The sequence below is a fragment of the Deltaproteobacteria bacterium genome (genome assembly GCA_009692615.1).
Lineage (GTDB): Bacteria > Desulfobacterota > Binatia > UBA9968 > UBA9968 > DP-20.
This window is the reverse complement of sequence record SHYW01000097.1, coordinates 1-20,264: the sequence shown is the minus strand read 5'-3', so window position 1 is coordinate 20,264 and position 20,264 is coordinate 1. Positions and strand designations below refer to the sequence as shown.

At 57.8% G+C, this 20,264-nt stretch carries 20 protein-coding genes; 10 read left to right on the top strand and 10 right to left on the bottom strand.

Annotation, left to right across the window (positions count from 1 at the left end; genetic code table 11):
• Nucleotides 1–208 precede the first annotated feature (208 nt).
• The 3 genes from EXR70_19575 to EXR70_19565 are packed head-to-tail and all read left to right on the top strand — an operon-like array spanning nucleotide 209 to nucleotide 2,911.
• Entirely contained in the window at nucleotides 209–799 is a 591-nt protein-coding gene (locus EXR70_19575) for a class I SAM-dependent methyltransferase (protein ID MSP40695.1), read from the top strand.
• Nucleotides 669–1,805 (top strand): alpha/beta hydrolase, encoded by a 1,137-nt coding sequence (locus EXR70_19570; GenBank protein ID MSP40694.1) that lies wholly within the window; start codon nucleotides 669–671, stop codon nucleotides 1,803–1,805. The genes EXR70_19575 and EXR70_19570 overlap by 131 nt, the downstream gene beginning before the upstream one ends.
• Nucleotides 1,806–1,819: 14 nt before the next feature.
• On the top strand, nucleotides 1,820–2,911 hold the full coding sequence (locus EXR70_19565; protein ID MSP40693.1) for an extracellular solute-binding protein: 1,092 nt from the start codon (nucleotides 1,820–1,822) through the stop codon (nucleotides 2,909–2,911).
• Between the two features lie 100 nt (nucleotides 2,912–3,011).
• Here the strand turns inward: EXR70_19565 and EXR70_19560 are convergent, their stop codons facing one another.
• The gene (locus EXR70_19560) at nucleotides 3,012–3,419 is read right to left on the bottom strand and encodes a CoA-binding protein (protein MSP40692.1); all 408 of its coding nucleotides are present in this window, start codon (nucleotides 3,417–3,419) and stop codon (nucleotides 3,012–3,014) included.
• 351 nt (nucleotides 3,420–3,770) lie between these two features.
• On the opposite strand from EXR70_19560, the gene EXR70_19555 reads away from it, so the two are divergent.
• Together EXR70_19555 and EXR70_19550 are read left to right on the top strand one after the other, a co-directional pair.
• Nucleotides 3,771–4,877: a hypothetical protein gene (locus EXR70_19555; protein MSP40691.1), complete on the top strand. Its 1,107-nt coding sequence runs from the start codon at nucleotides 3,771–3,773 to the stop codon at nucleotides 4,875–4,877.
• A 60-nt stretch (nucleotides 4,878–4,937) separates the two neighbouring features.
• Complete coding sequence (locus EXR70_19550; protein ID MSP40690.1) at nucleotides 4,938–6,620, top strand: hydantoinase B/oxoprolinase family protein; 1,683 nt, start codon at nucleotides 4,938–4,940, stop codon at nucleotides 6,618–6,620.
• Nucleotides 6,621–6,672: 52 nt separating this feature from the next.
• Here EXR70_19550 and EXR70_19545 read toward each other — a convergent pair whose 3' ends face one another.
• From EXR70_19545 to EXR70_19535, 3 genes are all read right to left on the bottom strand, one after another.
• A complete protein-coding gene (locus tag EXR70_19545) occupies nucleotides 6,673–7,818 on the bottom strand; it encodes an alpha/beta hydrolase (GenBank protein ID MSP40689.1) in 1,146 nt (381 codons plus the stop codon).
• Between the two features lie 60 nt (nucleotides 7,819–7,878).
• A complete protein-coding gene (locus EXR70_19540) occupies nucleotides 7,879–8,313 on the bottom strand; it encodes a VOC family protein (protein MSP40688.1) in 435 nt (144 codons plus the stop codon).
• 82 nt (nucleotides 8,314–8,395) lie between these two features.
• A complete protein-coding gene (locus EXR70_19535) occupies nucleotides 8,396–9,370 on the bottom strand; it encodes an ABC transporter substrate-binding protein (GenBank protein MSP40687.1) in 975 nt (324 codons plus the stop codon).
• A 290-nt stretch (nucleotides 9,371–9,660) separates the two neighbouring features.
• Between EXR70_19535 and EXR70_19530 the strand changes: the two genes are divergently transcribed.
• Entirely contained in the window at nucleotides 9,661–9,849 is a 189-nt protein-coding gene (locus EXR70_19530) for a nucleic acid-binding protein (protein ID MSP40686.1), read from the top strand.
• Between the two features lie 112 nt (nucleotides 9,850–9,961).
• Here the strand turns inward: EXR70_19530 and EXR70_19525 are convergent, their stop codons facing one another.
• The 3 genes from EXR70_19525 to EXR70_19515 all read right to left on the bottom strand — a co-directional run bounded on the left by EXR70_19525 (nucleotide 9,962) and on the right by EXR70_19515 (nucleotide 13,755).
• On the bottom strand, nucleotides 9,962–12,274 hold the full coding sequence (locus EXR70_19525) for a xanthine dehydrogenase family protein molybdopterin-binding subunit (GenBank protein ID MSP40685.1): 2,313 nt from the start codon (nucleotides 12,272–12,274) through the stop codon (nucleotides 9,962–9,964).
• A 118-nt stretch (nucleotides 12,275–12,392) separates the two neighbouring features.
• Nucleotides 12,393–13,262 carry a xanthine dehydrogenase family protein subunit M gene (locus EXR70_19520; protein MSP40684.1) on the bottom strand — a complete coding sequence of 290 codons (870 nt, stop codon included), beginning with the start codon at nucleotides 13,260–13,262 and terminating at the stop codon, nucleotides 12,393–12,395.
• Entirely contained in the window at nucleotides 13,249–13,755 is a 507-nt protein-coding gene (locus EXR70_19515; GenBank protein ID MSP40683.1) for a (2Fe-2S)-binding protein, read from the bottom strand. Before EXR70_19515 ends, EXR70_19520 begins: the two co-directional genes overlap by 14 nt.
• Nucleotides 13,756–13,954: 199 nt before the next feature.
• On the opposite strand from EXR70_19515, the gene EXR70_19510 reads away from it, so the two are divergent.
• Genes EXR70_19510 through EXR70_19495 form a run of 4 tightly spaced genes read left to right on the top strand, consistent with a single transcriptional unit; the run spans nucleotide 13,955 to nucleotide 17,318 of the window.
• Complete coding sequence (locus tag EXR70_19510) at nucleotides 13,955–14,512, top strand: ORF6N domain-containing protein (GenBank protein MSP40682.1); 558 nt, start codon at nucleotides 13,955–13,957, stop codon at nucleotides 14,510–14,512.
• Entirely contained in the window at nucleotides 14,513–15,499 is a 987-nt protein-coding gene (locus EXR70_19505; GenBank protein MSP40681.1) for an ABC transporter substrate-binding protein, read from the top strand.
• Between the two features lie 33 nt (nucleotides 15,500–15,532).
• Nucleotides 15,533–16,816, top strand: a complete 1,284-nt coding sequence (locus EXR70_19500; GenBank protein ID MSP40680.1) for an aromatic ring-hydroxylating dioxygenase subunit alpha — start codon at nucleotides 15,533–15,535, stop codon at nucleotides 16,814–16,816.
• The gene (locus EXR70_19495; protein ID MSP40679.1) at nucleotides 16,809–17,318 is read left to right on the top strand and encodes a 3-phenylpropionate/cinnamic acid dioxygenase subunit beta; all 510 of its coding nucleotides are present in this window, start codon (nucleotides 16,809–16,811) and stop codon (nucleotides 17,316–17,318) included. The genes EXR70_19500 and EXR70_19495 overlap by 8 nt, the downstream gene beginning before the upstream one ends.
• 68 nt (nucleotides 17,319–17,386) lie before the next feature.
• Here the strand turns inward: EXR70_19495 and EXR70_19490 are convergent, their stop codons facing one another.
• The 3 genes from EXR70_19490 to EXR70_19480 form a co-directional block, all read right to left on the bottom strand.
• Nucleotides 17,387–17,602, bottom strand: a complete 216-nt coding sequence (locus tag EXR70_19490) for a hypothetical protein (GenBank protein MSP40678.1) — start codon at nucleotides 17,600–17,602, stop codon at nucleotides 17,387–17,389.
• A 27-nt stretch (nucleotides 17,603–17,629) separates the two neighbouring features.
• Nucleotides 17,630–18,670, bottom strand: coding sequence for a glycine/betaine/sarcosine/D-proline family reductase selenoprotein B (locus tag EXR70_19485; protein MSP40677.1), 1,041 nt, complete (start codon nucleotides 18,668–18,670; stop codon nucleotides 17,630–17,632).
• 93 nt (nucleotides 18,671–18,763) lie between these two features.
• A complete protein-coding gene (locus EXR70_19480) occupies nucleotides 18,764–20,044 on the bottom strand; it encodes a hypothetical protein (protein MSP40676.1) in 1,281 nt (426 codons plus the stop codon).
• Nucleotides 20,045–20,264: the final 220 nt, after the last annotated feature.

Sequence of the window (20,264 nt, the reverse complement as noted above, 5' to 3'; positions counted from 1 at the left end):
GTGCGGCCTCAACCACGGTGATCTCGCTGCGATATACTCGTTGAATTACGTCTAGTCGTTTCTCGTCTTTCATTGTCAGGGTTGTCATCCTTCCACCCTGACATAATTACGTTGCCGTTAACCCCTGACATAATCACCTTGCTACAACACTAAGCTCAATTTGCCATTGACAAGCGCCGTCGTGCTCGGCATATGATGCGACGCGAAAATGTTTTGCTGGAGGATCGTCATGATCAGATACGTTGCGAGGTTGTCGGTCGCGTTGGCAATGGTGCTGTTGGCGCGGCAAGCCAGTTGGGCTCAGGATACGATTCCCTTCGTGCCGTCGCCGATGCATGTGGTGCAGAAGATGATCGAAGTGGCCGAGATCAAGAAGGGCGACGTGCTTTACGACATGGGCAGCGGCGACGGCCGGATCGTCATTGAGGCGGCGAAGAAGTACGGCATCCGCGGTGTCGGCATCGATTTGAATCCTGAGCTAGTGGCCAAAGCGCGCGAGAACGCGCTTAATGAAGGCGTGGCCAATCTCGTCGAGTTCCGCGCCCAGGACGGACTCACCGTCGATCTTTCCGAAGCGACTGTGGTCACGCTCTACATGTTCAAATGGTTCAACAACGCGCTCAGGCCGAAGCTGCAAAAGTTGAAACCGGGCTCGCGAGTGGTCGCCCATGACTTCGACATCGACGACTGGAAACCGACACGCATTGAATACGTCAACCGGCCGCCGGAAGACGGCTCCGATTACGCCGAGTCGCGCACGCTGTATATTTGGAAAGTCGGCGAGACGCCGGGGTCGTGAAGATGATTTAACCACAAAGAGCACAAAGGTCACAAAGTTAGATTCGGACGGTTGGCCGCAGAAAACGCAAAAAAGAATTTGGATCGATAGGGGCGGGGTTAGAACCCGCTCGCATGGCTTAACATTAATGGAGGACGGACTGATGGCGACCGCATATAATTCTTCGAACAAGTTCGAGATCAAAAGTTGGGATGTCGAGTTTCGTAAGATACCGGCGCGGACTTTGATGGCGCGGATTTATCAGCCGCAAGGCGACGGGCCGTTTCCGGTGTTGCTCGATCTCCATGGCGGGGCTTGGAATAATAAGGACCGAACAGCGAATGGATTGATGGACGAGACTATCGCGCGCAGCGGCGTGCTGGTTGTCGCCATCGATCTCACGCGCGCTCCTGAGGCGCCTTATCCGGCCTCGGTGCAGGATGCCAACTACGGCGTGCGCTGGCTGAAATTCAAAGCGCAGGAATGGAACGGCGACGGCGCGACTATCGGCGTGCTCGGCAGTTCGAGCGGCGGGCATGAAGTGGAATTGTTGGCGATGCGACCGAACGATGCGCGCTACAATGCGCTGAAGCTCGCCGAAGCGCCGCAGTTGGACGCCAGCGTCAATTACGTCGCGACGCGCTCGCCGGTGAGCAATCCCTACGAGCGCTACTTGAACGCCGAGCGTCTCGGGCGCGCCGAGATGATGCAGAACAGTAAGAAATATTTTAACCCGTGGGAAACGATTCACGAAGCCAATCCGCAGGAGATTCTCGACCGCGGTGAGAAGATCGCATTGCCGCCACTGCTAATCATGCAAGGCGAACTCGACGACAATGTGCGGCCGGCGGTGCAGGAGCGATTCGCCAACTCGTATCGCGCCGCGGGGGGCGAGTGTCAGTATGAACTGTTCGCGGGCTGCGGACACCTGTGGATTGACGAGCCGGGACCGATGACCGATCGCGCCCATGAGATGGTGGAAAATTTTATCGCCAAACATTTACACGCGAAGAAGTTGGCAGCGTGAGGGCGCGCAGTTCAATGTTACGGGTTTCGAGTTGCGAGTTTCGGATAATTTTTATGCAGCTAATTGCCATTGTTGCCGGCTTTGCGGTGATTTTCGTTTCAGCTGCTTCCGCGCAGACTAAAAAACCGGCGTCGTTCGCGGAAATGGCCGCCTACACCGGCGCTGATCGTGAGCAGTTGTTGCTCGCCGGCGCCAAGAGCGAAGGCAAGGTGGTTTGGTACACTTCGCTGGGGGGCGGATCGTACAAGGCGATCTTGCAAGCTTTCGAGACCAAATATCCCGGCGTGAAGGTCGAGGTCTACCGCGCCGGCGGTTCGGAGTTGGTGACGCGCATCATGGAAGAGAGCAAGGCGCGGCGCTATTTGGTCGATACGGTGGAGTCCACCGGCGAGACGTTGATGGCGCTACGCGAGTTAAAACTCTTGGCGCCATTCAATTCTCCCTATCTACGCAGCTACCCGGAAGCGGCGCGAGAAAAAGCCGGCAAGGATTTGTATTACTGGATCACGGCGCGGGAGTCCTACGTCGGCTTCGGCTACAACAAGAGCAAAGTACCGGTGAGCGCGCTGCCGAAAAATTTCGATGGTCTGCTCAATGGCGAACTCAAGGGCCGGCTCGCCGTCGGCACCGGCGGCAGCGGCGCGGAAATCTTTGGCGCGATGCTCAAGGTGAAAGGCGAGGCGTGGGTGCGCAAGTTGAAGACGCAAGAGATGCGTTTGTTTTCTCTGGCCGCGCCGGCGCTGCGCGATCTGGTCGCGTCCGGCGAAGTCGATGCCGCGCCGTCGATCTTTCAAACCCATGCGCTCGAAGCGGCGGAGAAGGGCGCGCCGGTGGAATGGCTGCCGCTGGACATCGTGCCGACGCATGCGGGCGCGGCGGTGGTGACGGCGAAGACAGCGCATCCCAATGGCGCGCTGCTGTTTGCCGATTTTCTCTTGAGCCCGGACGGCCAAGCGCTGTTCGAGAAATTCAAATACGGCATCGCGACGAAAGATTACGGTTTCAAGCGTTGGTATCCCGACAGCGGCTTCACGGTCGAACAATACGAGCGCGAAGTGACCCAGTGGGAAAAGATCATGCAGAGCGTGGTGAAGAAGGGCGGATGAGTTTAGCTGCGGTTACTGCTTGGTGTAATTGACCGGCGGGCGATCGCCGGTCGCCCCGACATTTATCTTAACCGGCGAACCGCCGGTGGTCGACCATCAGTCATCGGTCTTGGACGACTTTGATGCCTGCCTTGGCGAAGATTTCCGCGGCGTTGTCATTGCGGATGCCGGATTGAAACCAAACCGACTTCGGTTGCTTCGCTAAGATGTCGTCGATGTGGCCGGCGATATCGGGCGGACGGCGGAAGACGTCCACCATGTCGATGTCGCCGGGGATGTCGGTCAGCTTGCGATAAACTTTCTCTCCTAAAATTTCTGTCGCCTCTGGGTAGTAAACCGGCACTGGAATAATTTCGCAGCCGGCGCGCTGCATGTATTGCGGCACGTAAACCGACGGCTGATCGGCCTGGGCGTCGGTCTTGATGCCGAGCACGGCGATGCGTTTGGTTTGTTCGATCAGCTCGCGGACTTGATCGGTCCTAGTCAGAAGATTTTCTTGCCAGGTCATTTTGTGAGATTAGCAGAAGTGAATCCGGCGGTCGAGGCAGTTGGTGTTATGAGGTTTCACCACAGAGAACACAGAGATCACGGAGGGGAAATATTCCGATTCGGAATTACCTCTCGCAAAGGCGCAAAGACGCCAAGTTCGGAGTCAGAAATTTAACCACGAAAAACACGAAACACACGAAAATAAGATTAATCCACTGACCGAAATTTCGTATTTTTCGTGCCTTTCGTGGTTAAAACTCTTTTTCCGAACTTCGTGTCCTTCGCGTCTTCGTGGTGAAAAGAAATTCTCGGTACGCTGCAATGTTGACAGCACGCGGTGCGATCCAATACTCTCTGCCCGAAGAGGAGAATGACCATGAAGACTAACGGAAACTCTACAGTGATCGATGCCGATGCGCATGTTGTCGAGTGCGAGCGGACTTGGGATTTCATGGATCCGTCGGAGCGGCAGTTTCGGCCGATTCCGTTGCAGACCGCCGAGAACGGCGGCGTCAAGCAGCAGTTCTGGGTGGTCGACGGCAAGGTGCGCGGCTTGCGTTTCCCGGCATTCTCAGCCGAAGCGTTGGAACAGCGCGCGAAGCAGGCGGGGCGCAGGTTCGCCGACATGGATGCGTCGCGGGAGATGGGCAACGTCGATATGCGTTTGGAACATATGGATCAGATCGGCGTCGATATCGAAGTGCTGCACAACACCATGTTCATCGAAGCGGTGACCGATCGGCCGGCGGTGGAAATCGCCTTGTGCAAAAGTTGGAACCGTTGGCTCGGCGATATTTGGCAGCACGGCAATGGCCGGTTGCTGTGGTCGTGCATGGCGCCGATTCTCAGTATGTCCGACGCGTTGGATCAGATCCGCTGGTCGAAAGAGCACGGCGCCTGCGCGGTCTTGATGCGGCCCATCGAAGGCAATCGTTTGCTCGCCGATCCTTACTTCTATCCGATTTACGATGAAGCGCAGAAGCTCGACATGCCGATCGCCGTGCATATCGCTAACGGTAACGCGTGGCTCAACGATTTATATCGTCATCCAGTTTCGCAGGCTGCGGGTTTGCATCGTTTCCGCGTGCCCACCGTGGCGTCGTTTAGCGACGTGATGCTCAGCGATATTCACCAGCAGTTTCCCAAACTGCGTTGGGGTTTCATCGAAGCGAGCGCCCAGTGGCTGCCGTGGGTGCTGCACGAAGCGAAAAACCGCTTTCGTACTTTGGACCGGCCATGGTCGGAAAATATCGCCCGCGAGTACGGCATGTTCGTTACTTGTGAAAATTCCGACGACTTGCCCTACATCGTCGCCAACGGCGGCGAAGATTGTCTGGTCATCGGCACCGACTACGGCCACATGGATACGTCGAGCGATGTCGATGCGATAAAAATATTTAAAGAGCGCACGGACATTTCACCGGAAGTGAAGCAGAAAATTCTCACCGACAACGCCAAGGCGCTGTACGGGCTGTGAGGTTGGCGCGGCCAGTCGGAGGGCGACCGCCGTCGCCCCTACAACAATTAGGACGCTAAGTTGAATCCTACGCAAAATTCCGTCGATCCGATCACACTGGAAGTTATCCGTTACGGCATCGTTTCGATCACCGATCAGATCGACGCCAACATCACGCGCACGGCGTTTAGCCCGTACATTTACGAGTACAAAGATTTCGCTGTCGGTTTAGTCGGACCTGACGGCGAACTGATCGCCCAATGCACCGGCGGGATTCCGGTCTTCGTCGCCGATTCGGTGGGTATGGCGGTGCGCGACGGACTCTCGGTGTATGGCAAAGAGCGGCTGCATCACGGCGATGTAGTCGTGTGTAATCACGCCGCGGTGCAAGGACAGCACTTGAACAACACGGTGATGTACACGCCGATCTTTGCCGGCTCTGAGAAAACATCGCTGGTCGGATTTTTCGCCATCAACGTGCATTGGATCGACATCGGCGGCATCACGCCGCGCTCCAGCGATATTTTCATGGAAGGCTTGCAGCTGCGCTCGATCAAACTGTGGTCCAAGGGCGAACCGATTCAAGAAATCTATCGCATCATCGAAAACAACACGCGCTTTCCGGTGGAACTGATGGGTGACATATCGGCGCAATACGCCGGCTGCGTGCTCGGCCGGGATTTCATCCAAGCGCTGGCCGACACGTACGGCGTCGAGACTTTTCTGAGCGCGCTCAAAACTATTCTCGATCAAAGCGAAGCGGCGGCGCGCTCAAAGATTCGCGCGATCGCCGACGGAGTTTACAGCCACAGCACGTTTTTCGATAACGACGGCGAGTCGGACGAGCCGCTGCCGATCAAGGTTAAAGTCATCGTCGCCGGCGACGAGATGACCGTCGACTTCAGCGAGATCGCCGATCAAGTCAAAGGCTGCATCAATTCCGGTTACTACGGCGGCGGCAGGACCTGCGCACGGGTGGCATTTAAATATCTCGTCGCCAACGACGAGCCGGCCAACGAGGGAACGTTTCGACCGCTGAAATTGATTTTGCCCGAAGGTAAATTGCTGAGCGCCCACGCGACCGCGCCGACGGGAAATTATTCCCAGCCGTTTCCAACCGTGATCGACGCGTTCATCAAGGCGATGGAGCCGGCGATGCCGGAGCGCGTCACCGCGGCGCACTTCGGAACTTTTTCCGGCGTGCGCTTTCGCGGCCGGCGCGAGAACGGCACGTTGTTCGACTGCCACGACAGCGGCCACGGTGGCTGGGGCGGTTGTGCGACTCATGACGGCGCCGGGCCGTTTCGCACCATGGCGCACGGCAACACGCGGATCATTCCGGTCGAGCTGCAAGAGTCGATGTATCCGTACCGTATTTCCGAATTCAGCTTGCGCGCGGATTCCGCCGGAGCGGGAAAATTTCGCGGCGGTTTGGGATTTCGCAAAAAATATCAGATGCTCGGCGACGCCGATTTGCAGGCGATGTTCGATCGCGTCAAGTATCCGCCCTGGGGCGTCTACGGCGGCAAGGAAGGCAAATCGGGCCGCATCGTCGTTGAAAAAAAATCCGGTGAGAGAGAAATCATCTACAAAGAAAAAGCCTACCCGCTCAAAGCCGGCGACGCGATCACCGTCGAATCCGGCGGCGGTGGCGGCTACGGCCCGCCAGCGCAACGGCCGCGCGAGTCGGTGGCGCGCGATGTCATGCGCGGCTATGTTTCGTCCGAAGCGGCGGCGCGGGATTACGGCACGGAGGAAGGATGAATTCTGTCTGTGTTTGAGTCGAACGCCGTGATCAATATTCGTTGATTCGCCGCTATAGCATCTCCCAAACATTCGCCAAGTTGGATTTCTTCGCGCGTCGGCGTTGGCTGTCGTCTTGGCTCCAGCCGTCGATGCTGGCGCGGATATCGGCGTTGACGTGGCCCGTGAGATAGTAGCTATGCTCGACGACGCCATGGACAATCGGCGTGCAGTCGACCTGATGAATCTTACTGTGGAGAAGCGCCGGGTGGGCAGCGCCGTGTCCGCCCAGCCGATCGGGATTTCCCTTGGTGACATCGGAAATCACCATCGCGGTGTCGCCGGTATTGTGATAAACGGTCACGCTGCGCGCGATTTCTTGCACCTGATTGAGAGGCTGGCCGGGTTCGAGCGCCGTGTCGTCGACATCGGGAGCGCACAGGAAGACATGTTCGAAGATGCGTGGTAAAGCACTGCTCGGTGTGTGCTCCGCGGTGCGCGCCAGAGCCGACTGCAAAAGAAAATTGCCCATCGAATGACAGAGCAAATGAATATCCTGGTCGCATAGTTCTTGGCCGCCGGCTTTGGCTTGAGCGCGCAGGTTAGCGAGATAATCGCGCGTCTTGAGGAAGGCGCGGCCCACCGCGGCGCCGGAGCCGGTCGCTTCGGAGCGGTCCGATTTGTAGGAAACCCAGGGTAACGCCAAACCGTCCGATGGCCAGGAGAACAACACGACCAAAACGTTTTGCTCGGGATCTCGACGCGGACTATTCTGGAGCATCAACTGCAAGGCCAGCGCCGAGCCCACGGCGCTGCGCCAACTGACATTGAAGCCATGGATATAAATCAAAATATCGGTGCTCCCGAGCATGTCACCTTGAACCTCGGCGAACATCGCTTTGGAACCGAGCTTGGCGTTGGGCTGGGCGCTTTCGGGGATATCTTTGGCGAGGCTTTCCGGATAGGCCGCGATCTTGGCGTTCTCGGCGCATTTCGTTAAGTAATCGCCCAACGCTTCGCCGTCGCCGATGCCCCCGTCTTGTTTGTCGGCGTCGAGATGTTTTTGCACCTGGTCAGCGTCCGCACTTAGCGTGCCGACGCCGAAGCGGAGATTTTCAATGCCATCATCGCTGAATTTTGCCCCGTAACCTTCGGGTTGCCAGCGATCGTTGCCGATGTGGTTGCGGTTGGTGGCATAGTAGAGCTTGTAGTTGGCCATCGCGAGTCTCCTTCAGCTCAATTCTCCGCGGTGTGCCGCGGGGTATCCTGTGATTGCGGCCTACGATCGCACGATTTCTTCGAACGTCGGCTCCGGCATGCCTTTCTTCCAGGTCTCATCGCGAATTTCCAAGCGGTTGCCGCTCGGATCGTGAATGTAAAGCTCGCGGCCGGTGAAATGACCTTTGGCGCGGTATTCGAGTTCGACGATGGGGACTTTGGTGTCGTGAAACGTCTTGCACGCCGCGACGAATCCTTGCGGGCTGACATTGAACGAGTGATGCACGCGCTCTTCGACGATGTTCTCGTCCTGCGGTTTTTGCCGTTCGCATAACAGTATGTTGTGCGCGCCGACGTTGTAGCAAGTCATCACGCCGTTGCTCAGGCGTCCCAAGAGTTCGAGGCCGAGCACACCGCCGTAAAACTCTTCGGATTCTTTTAGATTGTTGACCGGTATCGACCAGTGAGTGACGCCTTCGATTTTAAATGTTCCCATATGAACTCCTTAAATCTGAATTGACTTTGCATCTTTACAACTATCATTGCCATGGAGGCAAGGACGCAGCTGGCTCGCTGCGCTATCGCGCTAACGGACCTTCTCTGGCGATCTCATCCAAAATCGTCTCATCGACAAACTGTGCGGCGCTGATCGGCCGGTCGATTTTTTGCGACGCGCGGGTGAAGTCAACGAGCAGTTGATAGCCTTCGACGCGATTCTTGCCGTCGGTGCTCAGTAATTCGAGCAATTGTTTGTAAGCCAGCCCGGCGATCTCTTGGTCCATGCCGAATTCGCGCATAATCAATTGCACGGTGTCGACGCGATTGTCGCGGATGTAGTTCATGGCGCGCAGGCCGGCGCGCATAAAGCGCTTGACGAGGTTCGGCTGCCTCCTGATCTTATCGGCGTGGGTGACCAACGCCGTGCCGGGAACATCGACATAGTCGCGGGTGGCGGCGATCTTGATAAAACCGTCTTTCTCGGCGCGCAGGCTATGCGGCGCGCTCAACATCGATGCCGCTAGCGTTCCCGACTTCAACGCCGCGTACCGTTCCGGCGTGCCGCCCATGTTGAGCAAAATAAAATCACGATCGGGTGAGAACCCTTCCTTGACGATGATCCGGCGCAGCAGCGTGTCGACTAGACCGCCGGGGTTGAGCGAACCGATGGACTGGCCTTTGAGCTGAGCCAGATTGCGATACTTCGGCTGGGCGTAGAGCGCTTGGTCGACGAAGGCATTCATGCTCATGACCACGCGCAACGGCGCGCCGGCGACGAAGGCGGTGACCGCGGTGGTGCCGGCGGTGCCGAAGTCGGCATCGCCGGTGAGGATCGCTTTAATGTCGATGCCGCCGCGCATGTAGACCATGCTGACGCTCAAATTTTCTTTGTGAAAAAAGCCGCGGCGCTGGGCGGTTTCCAAGATCGGAAAGTTGGTGATCGATTTACTTGGGTAGCTGACGACGACTTTGTCCGGCGCCGCAGTTTGCGCGTTGGCTTCAATGGAGCAAAGAGACGTTAGCATCACCAGTGTCAGAAGCATTCGCTTGAGCATGACCGATCTCCCTTCACGTCGAAAATGAGAACTGCAACGTCGCTGGTCTTCGTTTGCTTGTAGCGTCGCATCTCAATGTAGGGGCCGACCTGCGTGTCGGCCCTCCGGACGGGCGGACACATAGGTCCGCCCCTACAAGCATTGGCGAAACTGAACCACTACCGATCTTTGGAATAGTCGATGAGCCCGTGAAAAGTCAACGGCGTGCAAAGATCGATGGTTTTTGGCACCTTCGGTTTCCGCGAAAGAAAGGAAGGGTAGTTGTATGAAGAATATGAAACGCTTCGAGGATGAGAGCCGCTTTTGAACCAACCAGCAAGCGGCGCAAAGGTTTCGCGTCCGAAACCCGCGTCAAACGCGGGCACCAAGTCATCGGCGGCGATAAAGAACTGTTAGAAAAACTTGGCCGCAACGATCCTTGCCCCTGCAATTCAGGGAGGAGGTTTCAAGAAATACTGCATGCTGAGCGGTGGCTATGACGGCTCAGAGCGGCATTACTACTTTTAGAGACTGACACAAACAAAGAGGGCTGCGGCATCACAACCGCAGCCCTCTTCATCATACTATTGCCTGTTGCCTAATGTCTGCTGCCTAGTTTTTCCCCGCCTTACTGATCAATCCCCAGAGCTTCGGCGCCGTGTACGGCATGTCGACGTGCTCGATGCCCAACGGCGCGAGGGCGTCCATCAAGGCATTGGCCACCGACGGCGGGGCGCCATTGGTGCCGCATTCGCCGACGCCTTTGACGCCCAACGGATTGAACGGATTGGGCGTGACGGTTTCGCCGAGCGTCATTGGCGGCATGTCGCCGGCGCGCATGATCGCGTAGTTCATAAACGTGTCGGTTTGCACCTGGCCGTCGTCGCTGTAGAGCATCTGCTCGCGCATCGCTTCGCCGAGACCTTGGGCGACGCCGCCGTGAATCTGTCCTTCGACGATCATCGGATTGATCACCACGCCGCAGTCGTCGACCATGATCAGTTTCTCGATGGTCATCTTGCCGGTGTCGCGGTCGATGCTTACCAGCGCGATATGCGTGCCGAAGCCCCAGGCTTCGCGCTGGGGATCGAAGAAGGAAGTTTCTTGCAGCCCGATTTCCATTCCTTGCGGAATTCTTCCGCCGTAAGCGGCGCCGGCGATTTGGCGCCAGCCGATTTTTTTGTCGGGCACGCCTTTGACGGCAAAACCGCCGTCGGCCTGAACGATATCTTCCGGCGACGCTTCGACCAGATGCGCAGCGATGCGTCTGCCTTTGTCGATGACGCGCTGCGCGGCTGCCGCCAGTGCGCCGCCGCCGACCACCGCACTGCGGCTGCCGAAAGTGCCGGTGCCCTGTTGGCTCACGTGCGTGTCACCGTGTAACACAGTCACGTGATCCATGCTGGTCTGCATCAACCCGGCGGCGATCTGCGCCCAGGAAGTTTCGTGGCCTTGGCCATGAGAACTGGAGCCGGTGAGCACGGTGATCTCGCCGGTGCGTTCGACGCGCACAGTGCCGCTTTCAAATCCCGCGCCGCCGCTCGGTTCGACGAAAGTTGAAAAGCCAACGCCGACCAGCTCACCTTTTTTGCGCCGCTCGTCGCGCTGACGCAGCAGCTGTTCGTAGTTGGAAAGTTTCAGCGCTTCGAGCAGCGGTTTTTCGTAATCGCCGGAATCGTATTCGACGCCGGTGCCGGTGGTGTAGGGGAACTGATCGGGCTGAATGAAATTTTTCCGGCGAATCTCCAAGCGGTCCATGCCGAGGACGGCGGCGGCTTTGTCGAGTAGCCGCTCTATGTTCAACACCGACTCGGGCCGGCCGGCGCCGCGATAGGGGCCGGTGGGGCAAGTGTTGGTAAAGACGCTGACGATCTCGACGCGGCAGTCTTTGATCTGATAGCTGCCGCAGGCCATGCCCATCATGCGCTGGGGCGGGCCGGCGGTGCTGGAGTGAAGATAGGCGCCGAGGTTGGCGACGACTTTTACTTTCAAGCCGAGGATCTTGCCGTCTTTGCGCAACGCCATTTCCGAAGTCATCGCTTGATCGCGGCCTTGGATCGTCGTCAAAAAATCTTCGCTGCGGGTGGCGATCCATTTGACCGGCTTACGCAACTGGAGCGCGACATGACAGGCGACGATGTCTTCGCGGTAGACCGGGCCTTTGCTGCCGAAGCCGCCGCCGACATCGGGCGCGATCAAATGAATCTTATGTTCAGGAAAACCCAACACGCCGGCGATCTCGGCGCGGGCGCGATGCGGTCCTTGAGTGGAAAGCCATACGGTTAAATTTTTGCCGAAGGGACCGGGATTGACGGCGATGCCGCGCGGCTCCATGGCCAACGCCACTTGGCGCGGGCTCGTGATGTGCATGGTGAAAACATGATCGGCGCCGGCGAAAGCTTTGTCGACGTCGCCGCCGTTCTTGGTCATGGCGTAACAAACGTTGTTGTCGAGATCTTGATGCGCCAGCGGCGCGCCGGGCTTGAGCGCGTCCTCGGCATTCGACACTCCCGGCAGAGCTTCATATTCGACTGCGATCGAGTGAGCAGCGTCTTCGGCTTGCGCGCGAGTTTTCGCGACGACTGCCGCGACTGGGACGCCGACACAATGCACCGCGCCGCGCGCGAGCACGGGATGGGCCGGAATTATCATATTCGGCAGCACCTGCGAAGGCGCGAGGTTCAGCTTGTCGCCAAGATCGTTGCCGGTGATGACTAGTTCGACGCCCGCCATCGATTTGGCTTTGCTGACGTCGATGGCAATAATTTTCGCGTGCGGGTAGGGGCTGCGCTGAAATGCTAGATAGAGCATGCCCGGCAATTGGATATCGTCGGTGTAGCAGCCTCGGCCGGTGATCAGCGGCGGATCTTCGACGCGCTTGGGCGATGCGCCGATGAGGCCGGTGGTTTCGTGTTCGGTGCTCATTTAATTTCTCCCCCTTACTTCCTCTCCCTCTGGGAGAGGATTGAGGTGAGGGCGTCTATTGTTCGTCCCCTCACCCTAGCCCTCTCCCGCAAGGGGAGAGGGAACAAGAATTCGAACTCTATCTTGCCGCGCGTTCCAGCGCGGTCTCTATCGCCTTGCGCGCGTAAATCGTCGCGACATGGCGCTTGTAGTCGGCGCTGGCGTAGCTGTCGTCCATGGGGTCGGATTCCTCGGCCGCTTGAGCGGCCGCGCTGGCGATTATCTGAGTCGTCAGCGGTTTGCCTTGCAGCGCCAATTCGCTGGCGACGGCGCGCAGCGGACCGCTGCCTAGACCGCCGATGGCGATTCTCGATGCCGCGCAGGTGCCGGATGCCTGGCGGGTGATCAGCGCTGCGGCGCTAACGACCACATAACCGGAGGCCGGGTGCGGCAGTTTGGCGTACGCTGTTCCTGTCCCAGCAGCTGGGATCGGCACGCGGATTTCAGTGAGAATTTCATTGGCGTTTAACGCCGTGGTGTAAAAGTCAGTGAAAAAATCGTCGACGCTAATCGTTCGTTTGCCCGACGCGGACTGGGCGACGAAACTGGCGTTGAGCGCGGTTAGCACGACCGGCAAATCCGCCGCCGGATCGGCATGGGCGACGCTGCCGCCGATGGTGCCGCGGTTGCGCACCTGGACATCGCCGATCACCGAAGCGGCTTCGGCAAGGCCAGGAACATGTTTACGCACGAGTTCGGCTGCTGCGACGTCGGTGTGTACGGTGAGGGCGCCGATTACGAGATCGTTACCGTCAACGCGCACGCCGCGTAGGCCCGGCACGGTGGCGAGATCGATCAAGGTTTGCTGCGCTTGCAAGCGCAGCTTCATCGCTGGAATCAAGCTATGGCCGCCGGCCAAGAGTTTGCCGTCTTCGCCGTGTTGCGACAGGAGCTGCAACGCTTCTTCAATCGAGCGCGCCGCGACGTAACCGAAGTTAGCGGGAAACATTTTTGCCTCCCATTTTCTCCGCGGCCCACTTGATCGACTCGACAATGTTGACGTAGCCGGTGCAGCGGCACAGATTACCTTCCAGGGCGTGCTTGATTTCGTCGTCGGTCGGATTCGAATTAGTCTCCAGCAAATGCACCGCGGTCATGATCATGCCGGGCGTGCAGTAGCCGCATTGCAAGCCATGCTTTTCGCGAAAACCTTCTTGCACTGGGTGAAAGTTGTCGCCGTCGGCCAAGCCTTCGATGGTTTTGATTTCGGCGCCGTTGGCTTGCACGGCGAGCACGGTGCAGGATTTCACCGCGCGGCCGTTCAGGTGCACGGTGCAGGCGCCGCACTGGCTGGTGTCGCAGCCGACGTGGGTGCCGGTTAAGTTTAATTGCTCGCGTAAAAAATAAACCAGCAGCGTGCGCGGTTCGACCAGGGCATCATGCTTGACGCCATTGACCGTAATGCTCACCGGCAGCGCCGCGTATTGGGCCTCAGCAGCCATGCTTAAAATTCCTCCGTTGAAATGTTGGTTGAACTGATTTCTAACCAGGCTCTGCACGCAGAGAAATTCAGTCTGGCCAGTCATATAACGAGATCGATGCGGGCTCAAGAGATAGACTGGTTGAGTCGATTCCCTGGACAGACCAGTGGCCCATTCCACTTGCTCTTTCACCATGGCTTTGCGTAAGATCGCCTGCGATATGGCAAACAACCCCTCGGTCGTCCCTTATGAGCGAATCAACCGATCCATCTTGGTAGTTCGCGGACAAAGAGTGATGCTGGATGCGGATCTCGCCACGCTTTTCAACGTGCCAACCAAAGCTTTAAATCAGGCGGTGAAGCGTAACCTCGCGCGGTTTCCCAAGGACTTTATGTTTCAATTGACCGCTGTTGAGAAAGCCGAGGTGGTCACAGTTTGTGACCACCTCCAACAGCTTAAATTCTCACGGACTCGACCCTTTGCTTTCACCGAGCACGGAGCCGTTATGTTGGCCAATGTTCTAAATAGTTCAACGGCGGTCAGCGTGAGCATTCAGATCGTTCGGGCTTTCATCAAACTTCGGCAAACGATCGCATCGCATAAAAACTTGGCTCGCCGCATCGATGAGCTTGAGGGAAAGTATGACTCACAGTTCAAATTCGTTTTCCGTACGATTCGCCAGCTAATGACGCCACCGGAACCGACGAAGCGAAAAATCGGTTTTCTTGCGCGTGAACGACCCGCCCGCTACGGTAAGCGAAGACCGTCACCGTCATAGATGAAGGAACAAATCATGAGACTAGTATTGCTGGTGGTAATCATCGCATCGACGTTCGCGCTGGGAGACGAAGAATGCTCAGCGCAACTGCCACTGCAGAGAGTCACCCTCAGCTATTCGAGCAGCGGCATGCCGACGGTGGACTGGCTGATCGCCAAGGAGAAGCAGTTTTTTCGCGAGGAAGGTTTGGAGCCGTTGCTGGTGCAGATGTCGGCGAACATGGCGGTGACCGCCGGCACGACCGGCGATTTGCACGGGCTCGGCTCCATCGGCAGCGCGATTCGCGCGATTCATCGCGGCGTGCCGCTCAAAGTTGTCTCGGTGAGTTTGCGCCGGCCGATTTTTTGGTTGGTGGTGCGGCCGGAATATCGAACGGTGAAAGATTTGAAGGGCAAACTCTTGGCGACGGCGACCATCGGTGGCAGCCAACACACGGCGGCGCGCAAGATGCTCGTTGCCGGCGGTCTCGATCCGGACAAGGACATCACGACCATCGCCGGCGGCGATGAGGCGCGTCATTTGCAGTCGCTAGTCACCAACACGGTCCAAGTGGCGGCGGTGAGTCCGCCCTGGGTTTTTCTTGGGCGCGATAAATTCAAAATGCATATCCTCGATACCGCCATCGACAAATACGCCAGCGTGCAGAACGGCCTGGCGGTCAACGCCAAGTTTTTGCAAGAACGTCCCGACCTGGTGAAAAAAATGCTGCGGGCGAAGACTAAAGCATCGCGCTTTATCGAGCAGAACGAACGCGAGAGCGCCGAGATGCTGGCGAAAATCTGGAATAGCGATTTGGCGATCGCACTCGAATCCCTGCGCGCGACCAAAGCGGCGTTCACGACCAACGGGATTCCCACCGACGATGAAATCAAAGAACACCTGGCGCTCGACGCGCAGATTCTCAAACTGCCGGAGCCCATGGTGCCGTCGAAAGTTTTCGATTTCGCGTTGCAGCGCGAAGTGAACAAGGAGTTGGGAATTCGCTGATGCATCGGCGCGTTTTTCGAAGGAGGTCTGTGCATGGACATTAAATCCCTCGTCGATCCTGAAGGCGGTATCATCGACCGGCGCATTTTCGCCGACCGGGAAATTTACGATTTGGAGCGTGAACGAATCTTCGCGCGCTGCTGGCTTTATCTCGGTCATGAGTGCGAGATTCCCAATCCCGGCGATTTCGTGACGCGCTACATGGGTGAGGAGCCGGTGATTCTCTGCCGCGATCTGAATGGCCAACTTCGCGCGCACTTGAATCTCTGCCGCCATCGCGGCAATCGGATCTGCCGCGCCGACCGCGGCAATACCAAACTATTCGCTTGCTCCTATCACGGCTGGTCTTACACCACCGACGGTAAGCTTGCTCTGGTGCCGATGGTCGATGCCTTTGGCGATCTCGATCGCTCGCAGTGGAGTTTGATTCCAGTGGCGCAGATCGACAGCTACAAAGGGTTGATCTTTGCGACCTTCGATGCCGAGGCGCCGTCGCTACGCGACTATCTGGGCGACATGGCCTGGTACCTCGACATTCTTCTCGATCGCCGCGAAGGCGGCACGGAAGTCAGCGGTCCGCACCGTTGGGTGGTCGATGCCAATTGGAAAACCGCCGCGGAAAATTTCGGCGGCGATGGTTACCACATCGCCTCGACGCACGGCTCGGCGCGCGAGCTCGGCATCGACACGACGACGGCTGAGACCCGGCAATGGAACAAAGGCTGTCAGATCGCTTGCGACCTCGGCCACATTCTCGTGTCATGGCTAACGCCGCCCGAGAGCGGGCCTTGGTTTGCGCAGCCTGATAACCAGCTCGTCGACTACATGAAGGAGCACGCCGCAGAAATTGAAAATCGCTTGGGTGCCGTGCGCGCGCGCAAGATTTCGCCTTCGGCGGGAACGGTGTTTCCCAATCTCTCGGTGCACTGGTTGACGCGGACGATTCGCGTCTGGCTGCCGCGCGGGCCGGACAAGATGGAAATCTGGAGCTGGGCGATCGTCGACAAAGCCGCGCCGGCGAAAATCAAAGAGGCGATGCGCTTCGTGTCGCAGTACCGATTTAGTCCGAGCGGCGTGTTCGAGCAAGACGACATGGACAACTGGATTCAAGTGACCGGCGCGGCGAAGAGTTTAATTGGCCGGCGCTATCCGGCGAACTATCAAATGCATGGCAACGAGCCGCCGGTGGATATCGAACTACCGGGGCGAGTGAAGAGCCGCTTCAGCGACAATAATCAGTTGAGCCTGTACATGCACTGGGCGAAGATGCTGCAGGCGAAAAATTGGCAGGAAGTGCTGAGCACGCAAAATGGCTAACGAACTGCGCCAGCAAGTCGAAGATTTCTACTATCTCGAAGCCGAATTGTTGGACGAGCGCAAGTTGCGCGAGTGGTTCAACTTGCTCGCCGAAGATATCCGCTACTGGATGCCGATCCGCCATAACACCTTGGAGCGGCCGGAAAACATCAGCGAAGAATTATCAAAGCCCGGCGAAGGCTATTACTTCGACGACGACATCAAGGCGCTCAAGATCAGAGTTGAACGAGCCTATTCAAAAATCGCCTGGGCCGAGGTGCCGCCGTCGCGCACGCGTCATCTGATCACCAACGTGCGGATCAAAAATGACCACGGCAACGAAATCGCAGCCCACTCCAATTTTCTGGTTTACCGCACGCGCATGGAAAGCGATAAAGATTTATTCGTCGGCGCGCGCCAAGATATCCTGCGCCGCGCCGGCGATTCTTTCCTAATCGCCCGCCGCACGATCATTCTCGATCAAGCGGTTCTCGACGCAAAAAATATCAGCGTGTTTCTCTAAAGGATTGCCGCTCGATTGGATTCTCGATCCGATGTAGGGGCGCAATTCATTGCGCCCCAAGAGGGAAATTACCGCTTTTCATTCGATTGCAGCGCGTCGAGTGCTTGCTGTACCAATTTTCTTCGCAGTTGTTTTTCATCCGCCATTGGCAATTTAGCGTCGCCGGTGACATGGACGATTCCCGCGCCCAAGACGATGCGATTGGAGCCGACCATTTTGGCGATGGGCAGCGCCGAGGTGATTTGCACCACGGGGATGCCGGCTTTTTCCAGTTCCGTCGTGATCGCAGCGCCGCTGCGAGTGCTGGTGCCTCACGTCGAGGTGAGGATGACGGCGTCGACGCCTTCCCTTTTGATTTTCTCCACCATCTCACGGCCGAGGCGGCGGGTGTTTGACAATGGATTGGAGCGGCCGCAGGTGGAAAGAAATTCGTCGTGCAGTTTGCCGATGACGCCGTTTTTTTCCATTTCGCGCAGGGCATCGAGCGGTACTAATCGGTCGGGACTTTCTTGGACAAATCGCGTGTCGTAGCCGCCGTGGGAAACTTCGTAGTCGGCGGCGCACAGGTCGTCGCGGCCGGCGATGTTGTAGGAACCCCAGCGCGTCGCCGCGGTTCCTTCAATGCGATCCGGATTGCCTTTCGGCACCAGCCCGCCGTCGGTGATCAGCATCACTCTCGCCTTCGACATGTCTTTGATCCGCGCCGGCATCGGCACCGGCGCGAAGGTCGTCGCCGGCATTTCCGATTCAAAGCTTTCGCCGGCCATTTTCGCCAGCAGCATGTCGACCATTCTCGTCGCGGCAGTTTTATTGACTAATTGATCGCGCAGCCAGCCGCGTTGCAGATAACCTTCTTCGTTCGGTAGACCAATCGGTTCTTTGCTGACGAGTTTATTGGCGAGCCGCGCCATGTTCGCCAATACGCCGCGCATTTTCGTAATGCTCGTTCCGGAATCGACGATGTAAAGCGCGTCGCGGTGCAGATCGACGCCGGGATTCTCCTCGCTCATCGCACTGACAGTTGGGATGCCGAATTCTTTTTGCACCGCGCGACAAAGCGCACCCGCGGCCATGCCGTAGCGACCGGCGTCGAAGCAGGGTCCGGCGACGAATAAATCCAGCTTTTCTCCGCGCAGCTTTTCGATGACACTGGCGATCAGGTCTTCTTGCCGTTCGACGGCGTAGTTGTCGCCGCAGACAAAGGTTAAAACAATCTGCGCGTCAGCTCCCAGCAACGATTCCAAAACTTTGCCGGGACCGACCGCGCCGGCGCGAATTTCCATTCCCTTGTCCGCATGTTCTTCAGCGCCGATGCCGCCGAAGAACTGATTTAAGTAGTGAGCGATGCGCATTGTAACTCCTAGGCAATAGCCATTAGGCAACAGGCAGAATTGGCTTCTCAAGATTCTTCACTATTGCCTGTTGCCTCATGCCTATTGCCTTCTTCAGTACACCACGGATCTCATTCTCGACGCGCCTTGTTGGTTGGTGACGCCGACGATGTTCGCTGCGTCGATGGTCATCGGGCCGGTGAGCAGTTCGGCGAATTCATTGGTCGCGGCGATGATGCGCTTCAGGCGCGGCAGTTCATAGTGCGTGCCGTTGCCGCCGTTGTAGACGATGGCGTCGACTTCAGGAACGTTGAACAGCAGCGCCGACTCGACGCGCCGGTCGCGCGAGACATCCGACACCATGACCGCGGTGCGGATTCCCATCTGTTCGAGCAAGCGCGCGGTTTCGGACAGGTCGGCGTGGGGCAGGCCGCCGCCGTATTTTGACAGCACGGCGCCGTCGGCTTGCAAGTTCCACTTGACCAGATTGGCCGCGGCGCGGCACTGGCGTTCGCGGTCGAAGTTGTCCGAGCCGGCGACGGTGGCGACGGTGCCGACGAAATTGATCTCGCGCGCGTGGTGGCGCCGGTAAAGATCGAGGATGATCGGCTGGTTCTGATAATAATAAGTTTCCATGCCGCCAAACCACGAGTGCAGCGACGGCACGATGGCGCCGTCGAGCCATTCGTCGGGATGAAGCATGACGGGCAGCATGCCATCGGTGTTGGCGCCGTAAAGAATCGGTTCGTCCACTTGCGGTTTGCGCTGGCGGGAAAAAATTTGGCCGATGTAAGCGACGCGCGGCAAGCCTTCGTGCCCCGGCTGCGCCGGACCCACCGGATCGAACTGTTCTTCGGTTGCCGGCGGCTGATTCAAAGCTAATTGGGCGAGGGCCACGGCGGTTTTGATGCTGGCGATGCGATAAACTTTTTCGACGACGTGGCGCGGCAGATCGGGCTTTGTCTTTGGGATGACGATCAAGTGACGCAGCAGAGAATATTCGCCGGCCTGGGCCGGCGCGCCGCTCATTTCCAACACTCGCCCAGTGGTGCTGCGGGTGAGGTCGGGAGAAATTTCCGCGAGGATCGACACCGCCATGCCTGTGAGCACATGGGTCGTGCCGATACCGGCGGTGGTGGCTGCGCCGAGGATGCCGGGGAAGTCGCAGCCCGCGCCGGGTGCTTTGGCGCGCGGCTCGACGATGTCGAAGATCGGCCCGGCGCGGCAGCTCTCGCCGGGCGAGACGATGTCGAAGTCGACGCCGGTAAGAAATTCATCGGTGAGTAACAGCCGGCGTAGTTCGGCGGGATCGACGACGAGAACCGTGCCGTCGAGACGCGCCGGCGCGCCGAGTTTGAATTCACTGACCGGATGATGAGCTAATGTTAGTTGCATGCGAACTCACTCACGAATGATGGCGGAATCTTATTCCTGGTTGAAGAAGGTTGTCAACGCGGCGGTTGATTGGGTGTTGTAGCAAAGTGATTATGTCAGGGGTTAACGGCAACGTAATTATGTCAGGGTGGAAGGATGACAACCCTGACAATGAAAGACGAGAAACGACTAGACGTAATTCAACGAGTATATCGCAGCGAGATCACCGTGGTTGAGGCCG

What these genes read in the sequence shown, in the direction of transcription:
- EXR70_19510 (MSP40682.1), top strand. Translation starts at nt 13,955, where the DNA reads ATGGCAAACAACCCCTCGGTCGTCCCTTATGAGCGAATCAACCGATCC.
- EXR70_19575 (MSP40695.1), top strand. Translation starts at nt 209, where the DNA reads ATGTTTTGCTGGAGGATCGTCATGATCAGATACGTTGCGAGGTTGTCG.
- EXR70_19525 (MSP40685.1), bottom strand. Translation starts at nt 12,274, where the DNA reads ATGAGCACCGAACACGAAACCACCGGCCTCATCGGCGCATCGCCCAAG.
- EXR70_19535 (MSP40687.1), bottom strand. Translation starts at nt 9,370, where the DNA reads ATGCTCAAGCGAATGCTTCTGACACTGGTGATGCTAACGTCTCTTTGC.
- EXR70_19570 (MSP40694.1), top strand. Translation starts at nt 669, where the DNA reads ATGACTTCGACATCGACGACTGGAAACCGACACGCATTGAATACGTCA.
- EXR70_19520 (MSP40684.1), bottom strand. Translation starts at nt 13,262, where the DNA reads ATGTTTCCCGCTAACTTCGGTTACGTCGCGGCGCGCTCGATTGAAGAA.
- EXR70_19560 (MSP40692.1), bottom strand. Translation starts at nt 3,419, where the DNA reads ATGACCTGGCAAGAAAATCTTCTGACTAGGACCGATCAAGTCCGCGAG.
- EXR70_19545 (MSP40689.1), bottom strand. Translation starts at nt 7,818, where the DNA reads ATGGCCAACTACAAGCTCTACTATGCCACCAACCGCAACCACATCGGC.
- EXR70_19480 (MSP40676.1), bottom strand. Translation starts at nt 20,044, where the DNA reads ATGCAACTAACATTAGCTCATCATCCGGTCAGTGAATTCAAACTCGGC.
- EXR70_19565 (MSP40693.1), top strand. Translation starts at nt 1,820, where the DNA reads ATGTTACGGGTTTCGAGTTGCGAGTTTCGGATAATTTTTATGCAGCTA.
- EXR70_19555 (MSP40691.1), top strand. Translation starts at nt 3,771, where the DNA reads ATGACCATGAAGACTAACGGAAACTCTACAGTGATCGATGCCGATGCG.
- EXR70_19500 (MSP40680.1), top strand. Translation starts at nt 15,533, where the DNA reads ATGGACATTAAATCCCTCGTCGATCCTGAAGGCGGTATCATCGACCGG.
- EXR70_19495 (MSP40679.1), top strand. Translation starts at nt 16,809, where the DNA reads ATGGCTAACGAACTGCGCCAGCAAGTCGAAGATTTCTACTATCTCGAA.
- EXR70_19540 (MSP40688.1), bottom strand. Translation starts at nt 8,313, where the DNA reads ATGGGAACATTTAAAATCGAAGGCGTCACTCACTGGTCGATACCGGTC.
- EXR70_19515 (MSP40683.1), bottom strand. Translation starts at nt 13,755, where the DNA reads ATGGCTGCTGAGGCCCAATACGCGGCGCTGCCGGTGAGCATTACGGTC.
- EXR70_19505 (MSP40681.1), top strand. Translation starts at nt 14,513, where the DNA reads ATGAAGGAACAAATCATGAGACTAGTATTGCTGGTGGTAATCATCGCA.
- EXR70_19485 (MSP40677.1), bottom strand. Translation starts at nt 18,670, where the DNA reads ATGCGCATCGCTCACTACTTAAATCAGTTCTTCGGCGGCATCGGCGCT.
- EXR70_19530 (MSP40686.1), top strand. Translation starts at nt 9,661, where the DNA reads ATGAGAGCCGCTTTTGAACCAACCAGCAAGCGGCGCAAAGGTTTCGCG.